This is a genomic window from Kouleothrix sp., assembly GCF_046328425.1.
GTDB lineage: Bacteria > Chloroflexota > Chloroflexia > Chloroflexales > Roseiflexaceae > Kouleothrix.
The window spans coordinates 48021-54347 of the sequence record NZ_JAXLWP010000041.1 but is presented as its reverse complement, the minus strand read 5'-3'; the positions used below and the strand labels follow the sequence as shown (position 1 = coordinate 54347).

5 protein-coding genes are annotated in these 6327 nt (G+C 69.5%); 3 read left to right on the top strand and 2 right to left on the bottom strand.

Annotated features, from left to right (window positions below):
• The 3 genes from U0177_RS27010 to U0177_RS27000 all read left to right on the top strand — a co-directional run.
• The coding region (locus tag U0177_RS27010; protein WP_409573791.1) for an ATP-dependent helicase at positions 1-1382 on the top strand (1382 nt) is incomplete at its 5' end.
• Positions 1383-1414: 32 nt separating this feature from the next.
• Complete coding sequence (locus U0177_RS27005; RefSeq protein WP_409573790.1) at positions 1415-1660, top strand: hypothetical protein; 246 nt, start codon at positions 1415-1417, stop codon at positions 1658-1660.
• A gap of 165 nt (positions 1661-1825) precedes the next feature.
• Positions 1826-2260, top strand: a complete 435-nt coding sequence (locus U0177_RS27000) for a hypothetical protein (RefSeq protein ID WP_409573789.1) — start codon at positions 1826-1828, stop codon at positions 2258-2260.
• Here U0177_RS27000 and U0177_RS26995 read toward each other — a convergent pair.
• Together U0177_RS26995 and U0177_RS26990 are read right to left on the bottom strand one after the other, a co-directional pair.
• On the bottom strand, positions 2250-4523 hold the full coding sequence (locus U0177_RS26995; RefSeq protein WP_409573788.1) for a hypothetical protein: 2274 nt from the start codon (positions 4521-4523) through the stop codon (positions 2250-2252). The two genes, U0177_RS27000 and U0177_RS26995, sit on opposite strands and share 11 nt — an antisense overlap.
• 27 nt (positions 4524-4550) lie before the next feature.
• Complete coding sequence (locus U0177_RS26990; protein ID WP_409573787.1) at positions 4551-6116, bottom strand: PucR family transcriptional regulator; 1566 nt, start codon at positions 6114-6116, stop codon at positions 4551-4553.
• Positions 6117-6327 lie beyond the last annotated feature (211 nt).

Here is a 6327-nt window from a genome sequence, read left to right as displayed (position 1 = left end):
GCGGGGCGCTGGTGCAGATCCGCGAGGGCTACGATCAAGACGACGAGGGCCAGTCGGTCGCGTCCGAGATCGCCCGCCTGCTCGCCGGCAGCGAGTACCGCCCGCGCGATATCGCGATCATGTATCGCACCAACGCCCAGTCGCGCGCGGTGGAAGAGGCGCTGATCGCGCGCGGCCTGCCCTACCAGCTCGTCGGCGGCACGCGCTTCTACGAGCGCAAAGAGATCAAGGACGCGCTGGCCTACCTGCGCCTGGCCTATAACCCGAACGATAGCATCGGCTTCAGCCGGGTGCTCAACTGGCCCGGCCGCGGCATCGGCGAGCGCACCGAAGACGAGCTGAACCGCTGGGCCGCCAGCCTGAGTGTGCCAAACTACGTGGCGCTGCAGCTGCTGGCCGAAGAAAGCCAGGCCGATGACGCCGCGCTCTCGCCGCCCGATCTGCCGGCCGCCCGGTCGCCGTTCAATGCGCGCACCAAAACGGCGCTGCTCGGCTTCCTGCGGCTGATCGACGAGCTGATCGAGCAGCGCGCCAAGGGCAGCCTGGGCGAGCTCATGGATTTCCTGTTCGGCCGGGTCGGCTTCCACGAGGCGCTGCTGCGCGAGCACGGCGAAGACGAGGGCGCCGAGCGCTGGAGCAACGTGATCGAGCTGCGCAACGCCGGCGAGAACTACGTCAACCTGCCGCGCGAGAACCAGCTGCCGGTGTTTCTCGAAGAGGTCGCGCTGGTGTCGGATATCGACCAGGTCAAAGAGGAGCGCGACACCGTCACCTGTATTACGCTGCACCAGGCCAAGGGGCTTGAGTTTCCGGTGGTGTTTCTGGTGGGGCTGGAAGAGGGCCTGCTGCCGCACTCGCGCTCGCTCGACGACAAAGACGCGCTGGAAGAGGAGCGCCGGCTGTTTTACGTCGGGGCGACGCGCGCCAAGCAGCGGCTGTATTTGCTGTACGCCTTCCGTCGCGCCACCTACGGCCGCGCAAGCCTGGCCCAGCCCTCGCGCTTCCTGGCCGATATTCCCAAGCAGCTGGTGCAGCCGCCGGAGCGCCGCGCAAGCGCGCCCAGCCAGCAGACGAGCATGTTCTCGGGGCGCGGCTCGTTCGGCAGCGGCGGCTTTGGGGCGCGCTCGGGCGCGCCGGCCCGGCCTGCCGCGCCGCGCCCGAGCGCGCCCAGCGCCTTTGGTGGCACGCGCGCGCCTGCCAGCGCCGGCCCGCGCGCCGTGGCGTTCTTCGCCGGCCAGAAGGTGCGCCACGCCACGTTCGGCGAGGGCGTGGTCGTCAGCTCCAAGCTTGTCGAGAACGACGAGGAAGTGACGGTGGCGTTTACCGGCAAGGGCGTTAAGCGCCTGCTCGCCAGCTTCGCCAAGCTCGAAAAGGCCGACTAGACCAATTGCCTTTCAAACAGTGGGAAACTGCCGTGATCGCTGTTCTAGGTGGGATCGGCCTCGGGCTGGTGTGGGGCTGGCTGGCAGTGCGGCTACTTGCCGGCGCACGGCGCGCCATGGCCGTGCGCGTGCCGCTGTGGCTCGCGCTGCAGGCGCTGCTCGTGGCTTACCTCGGCGCGCCCGGCGCGCTCGCCGGCTTCGCGGCTGGCCTGGCCGCCGGTGTGCTGCTGGCCCGCGCCTGGCGCAGCGCGCTTGAGTGGCGCGCCGGCCTGCGCTGATGCGCGGCGCGCGCCCTGTAACGCCCCTGCGTGCGGTTCCCGCTGCAGCAGAAAGCAGCTCGCCCGGCTATGGCCACGAACGAAAACAACGATCGGAAGGGCAGCACCCTTGAAACCTCGCGCTAGGCGAGCCACCACGTGACGCATGCTAACAAGGAGCGATCTATGAGCGATCCGGCCACCAGATCGATCATTCAGCTGATCGGCGCGCTTGCATTCGGCATTATCATCGGCTGGCGGGTGTACTTCACCGACCGCTATCGGACGGCGGCGGTCGATTTTGGCGATCTGGCGACGGTGATCGGCATCATTGGCGGCGGGGCCATCCTGGCGCTGTTTCAGGCAGGCACCGACTTGTTTGGCGCCTACGGCGTGGGCCTGGCGATCGGCTTTTTCGGCTACCACATCCGGCTCGCGCGGCTGGTGCGCCGCTCGGCGAACTTCGACGACGACTTTTTTATCGACGGGCGGCGCAAAAAGATCGCCGACGACGAGTTCATTCCCGATTATGTGCGCCCAACTACCACGGCGATGGGCGATATCACCAAGCCTCGCCCGCCCGCCGGCGGCGCCGACCCAAACGTGCCGGTCATTCATTAAGCGCCACCAGCGCCAGCGCGGCGTAGGCGTGCGCGGTGTACGCGAGCCCGAGCGGGTTGCGCTGCGCCAGCAGGCCGAGCCGCGCCTCGCGCATGGCCCGCCCCAGCGGCATGCCGCCCAAGAACAGCGCGATCAGCCGCTCGGCGAACGGCTGCGCCAGCTCCTCGAAGATCGTAATCTCGGTGCCGATCACGCCGGCCGCCTCGGCTTCTTCAACCAACACCTTCACCAGGTTGAACGCGATCGCCGGCGACAGCGCGGTGGTGTGGCAGCCATTGATGAACATCAGCGGGCGGGCGCGCGGCCACTCGATCCCCAGGTTGCTCCAGTTGTCGGTGGTGAATACGCCCGGCGCAGCTTTGCTGCCCACCAGCAGCGCGGGGTTGCTTTCCTGCAGCACGCCGTGGCAGTAGAAGTACACCAGCTGCGGCTCGCTGCGGCGCAGCATCTCGATCACCGCGGCGCGCTCGGATTGGCGCTGCACCGTCGCTGGCAGCTGGTCGATGTTCTGCGCGTGGGCCGCCAGCAGCGCCATGTCGCTATACACGGCCATATCGATCAGCGGCCGCTCGCGGTAGCCGATCGCCAGCGCGACCGCCGGGCCAAATGGCGCCGGCGCGGGCGACCCGATATCGTGCCGGAAGCCCCAGAAGCCGGCAGGGCAGACGATCCGCTCGTCGGGGTAGCTCGGGCACTTGCCCACAAAACACGGCTCGCCGGCGAGCGGCCGGCCGCTGGCCAGGCTGGCTTCGAACTGCGGGCAGACCTGCTGCATATTCTGTGAGTCGAGCGGGTGGTCGTAGATCAGGCCGATCGGCACAACGTCGTTGGCCGAGACCTTGCTGGCCATCTGCACAACCCCTGGCGCGCGCATCAGCTCGCGCAGCTGCTCGGCGCCCTGCTTGCCCTGGCCCAGGTTGTTTTTGATCGCCGCGTAGATCCGCGCGCCCTTCGCCGCTAGGTCGAACAGGTCGGTTTTGAATTGCGCGGCCAGCGTGGCCGGTGGCGTGCCGGGCTTGTAGCGGTACGCTGCGCTGCCGTCCCAACCGTCGGCGATGCCCCACGAGGCGCTCTGCAGCGCCCGGCGCGCCTCGCTCAGGATGCTGGTGATCACTCCCTCGCCGATCGTCGCGCTGCTGGCGAACAGCTCCTGCCCCTGCTGGCCCAGTAGCCTGAAGCTCTGGTTGCCGGCCGGGTCGCTGTTCAGCATGATGCTGAGCGTGTGTGGCACGATCGCGCTCAGGTGGCCGGGCGCCAGCGCCGGGCTGAGGTTGAATTCGAGCGCCGAGACGCGCTGCGCGCCGGTGTCGCTCAGCGGCGCGCCCGGCCCGACACGCGCCATCACCAAGCGCGACTGGATGAGCATGCCGCGGCAGTACATATTCACCCGCAGGCTGAATAGCCCGCGCCGGCCATCGGGCGCCTGTACGCGAAATAGCAGCCGCTGGCCGAGCAGCGCGTCGTTCGCGTCGATGCCGGCCGGCGTCGACGCGCGCTCGACGACGCTCGCCGGGCCGCTCAGCGGCACGCGCAGCACGCCTGAGGCGTCACTTACCATAAAATCTTCGCTGAAAATCACCACCCGAATATCGGCGGTATCTTCGAGCACCTGACCTGGCAGCGGCACAAGCGTTGTTTCAAGCGAGCTTGCCTCGGCTTCGCCTATATGGACGCGGAAAAAGTACCATCTACCAACGCGCAGCGGCTCGCGCTTGTCGAGCGGCTGGCCGGGCGCGGCTTCGGCCGCGAAGTCAGTATTTACATAACGATCGCTTCGCTGTTGGACTGGCGCCAGCGGCTCGCGCGGCCGCGCAGGCTGCGTGGGGGCTTTGGCCTGCTCTGTGTCGTTCAGCACGCGCGTCGGCGGGCGCCAGCCGGCGGCCTGCGCGAGCAGGCTATCGGCGGCTAATGCGGCCGGCGGCTCGAACAGCACGCCGTATGGCGCGTCGTCGCGCAGCACCAGCACATAGCCGCCCGGCACCAGCAGCGCGCGCGCGTCTTCGAGCGGGCTGTCGAGCTCGACCGCCGGGCTAGGCGGCAGGCCAAGCGCGCCCAGGCGCTGATCAAGCAGCGCGCGGCCGCCGGCCTGCAGGCGCGCCAGATCGGCGAGGCCAAGCACCACAAAGCTGGCGAATTGCTCGAATACCAGCAGCCACGTCGCCGGGTCGGGACGCGCGGCCAGGTCCTGCAGCGCCGCGCCGACGTACAGCTCGGGGCTGGCGCGCAGCAGCCGCCGGTGCAGGTCGCCGATCCGAATAAGCATGGTCGGCCTCGCGTTCTACGGCTGTAGCTACAGATCTTCGTCGGCGTCGAGCGTCTGGAGCACGCGGTGGGCTTTAAGCGCGAGCCAGAGCGCCAGGCGCTCCTCGGCATCGTCGAGGTTGAGGCCGCTGATCTCGGTGATGCGCTCGAGCCGGTAGAGCAGCGTGTTGCGGTGGACGTGCAGCGCCTCGGCGGCGCGCGCCAGGTTGCCGAGGTTGGCGAAAAACGCCTCGAGCGTCTTCAGCAGCTCGGCGTGCTGCTTGCGGTCGTAGTCGGTGAGCGTGGCCAGCGTGGCGCGGTAGAACTCCCACAGCTCGGGCGACTCGCGCAGCAGCAGCAGCAGGCGATACACCCCCAGGTCGCCGAAATCGAGCACATGGCTGGTATCGAGCAGCTGGCGCCCCAGCAGCAGCGCCTGCTCGGCCTCGCGCAGCGAGCGCGGCCACGCGCTGACACTGGAGGCGTCCTTGCCGATCGCCAGCACGACATGCGGCACATCGGTCTGCAGCCGGCCGCGCAGCTGCTCGGCCAGCTCGCGCGGGCGGTGGCTGCGGCCGTTCAGCGGCAGGTAGCACAGCATCCCGTCGGCGCGGCGCATGGTTGGCGCGCTGAGCTTGAGCGACGCCAGCGCATTGTTGAGCGCCCCGGCCAGCCGGGTTGTCGTCTCGTCGCTGTCGCCGGTCTCGCCGCTGGTGCACAGCAGCGCCACGTGGGCCTTGCGCAGGTCGTAGCCAAGCTCCTGGCCGCGCCGCAGCAGCGCCTCGGTATCGGCCGGCGGCCCGGCGAGCACCATCTGCACGAAATCGCCGCGCAGGCGCTCTTCGGCGGCCAGCACCGCCTGCTCCTTCGCCAGCTCGAGCGCCAGCGCGGTGGCGCCCTGCTGCGCGGCCTGGCGATCCCACTCGTCGAGCGTGTCGCCGGCCAACGCCAGAAACCCCAGCCGCTCGCCCGCGCCCAGCGGCTGCACCCAGATCGCCTGGCCAAGGTGGCTGCTGGCGCCCGGCTCGGTGGGGCGCAGCGTCTGCAGGGCCACGCGCGCCGAGCCGCGGGCCTTGAGCGCGCGCAGCTCGCCGGCGACGCTGTAGCACGCCACGCCGCGCCCGGTGCGCGCGGTCAGCAGCTCGAGCAGGCCCTGCAGGCCGGCGCCGCCGAGCGAGCGCTGGTTCAGCAGGTTGCCAAGCTGGGCGGCGCGGCGCTCGAGCTGCGCCTCGTAGTCGCTGATCAAGCGCTGCACCTCGCGCTCGGCCTCGCGCAGATCGGCGCTGGGCGGCAGCTCGAGCAGCGGCATATGCGCCTGCTCGGCGGCGCTGCGCGCCTGATCGGCCACCGCGCCGATCACGCCGATCGCCGAGATCGGCACCGCCGCCAGCCGCTCGACCAGGTTCGCCAGCGTCAGCCGGTCGTCGAGCGACTGCAGCGCGGCCAGCGACACCAGCGCCAGCTCGCCGCCGCGCAGGTTCGCGAATGCGGGCAGCGTCGCGCGCGGCGTCACCACCCACGTCACCTGGCGCTGCAGGCTCGAGGCGCCGGCTGCAACGCCGGTGCCTGGCGGCAGCGCCAGCCGTAAGACATCATTCACCGTAATAGGAACCATGCACCGTTGCTCTTGGGTACAGTTTCAGTGCCCCTATTGTAGCAAAATTTACCGAATACGCTGCAGCGAATTTGTAGGTTTTGCACAGACATGGCTGAAGCAGTGCCGTGCCGGCCCGGCTGGCCGGGCGCGCATGCCTCAGGGCAAACCAGCACGTGCCGCAGCGCCATGCGGCATGCACCACCGAGGCTGCGGCTGCCACGGCGCTCGC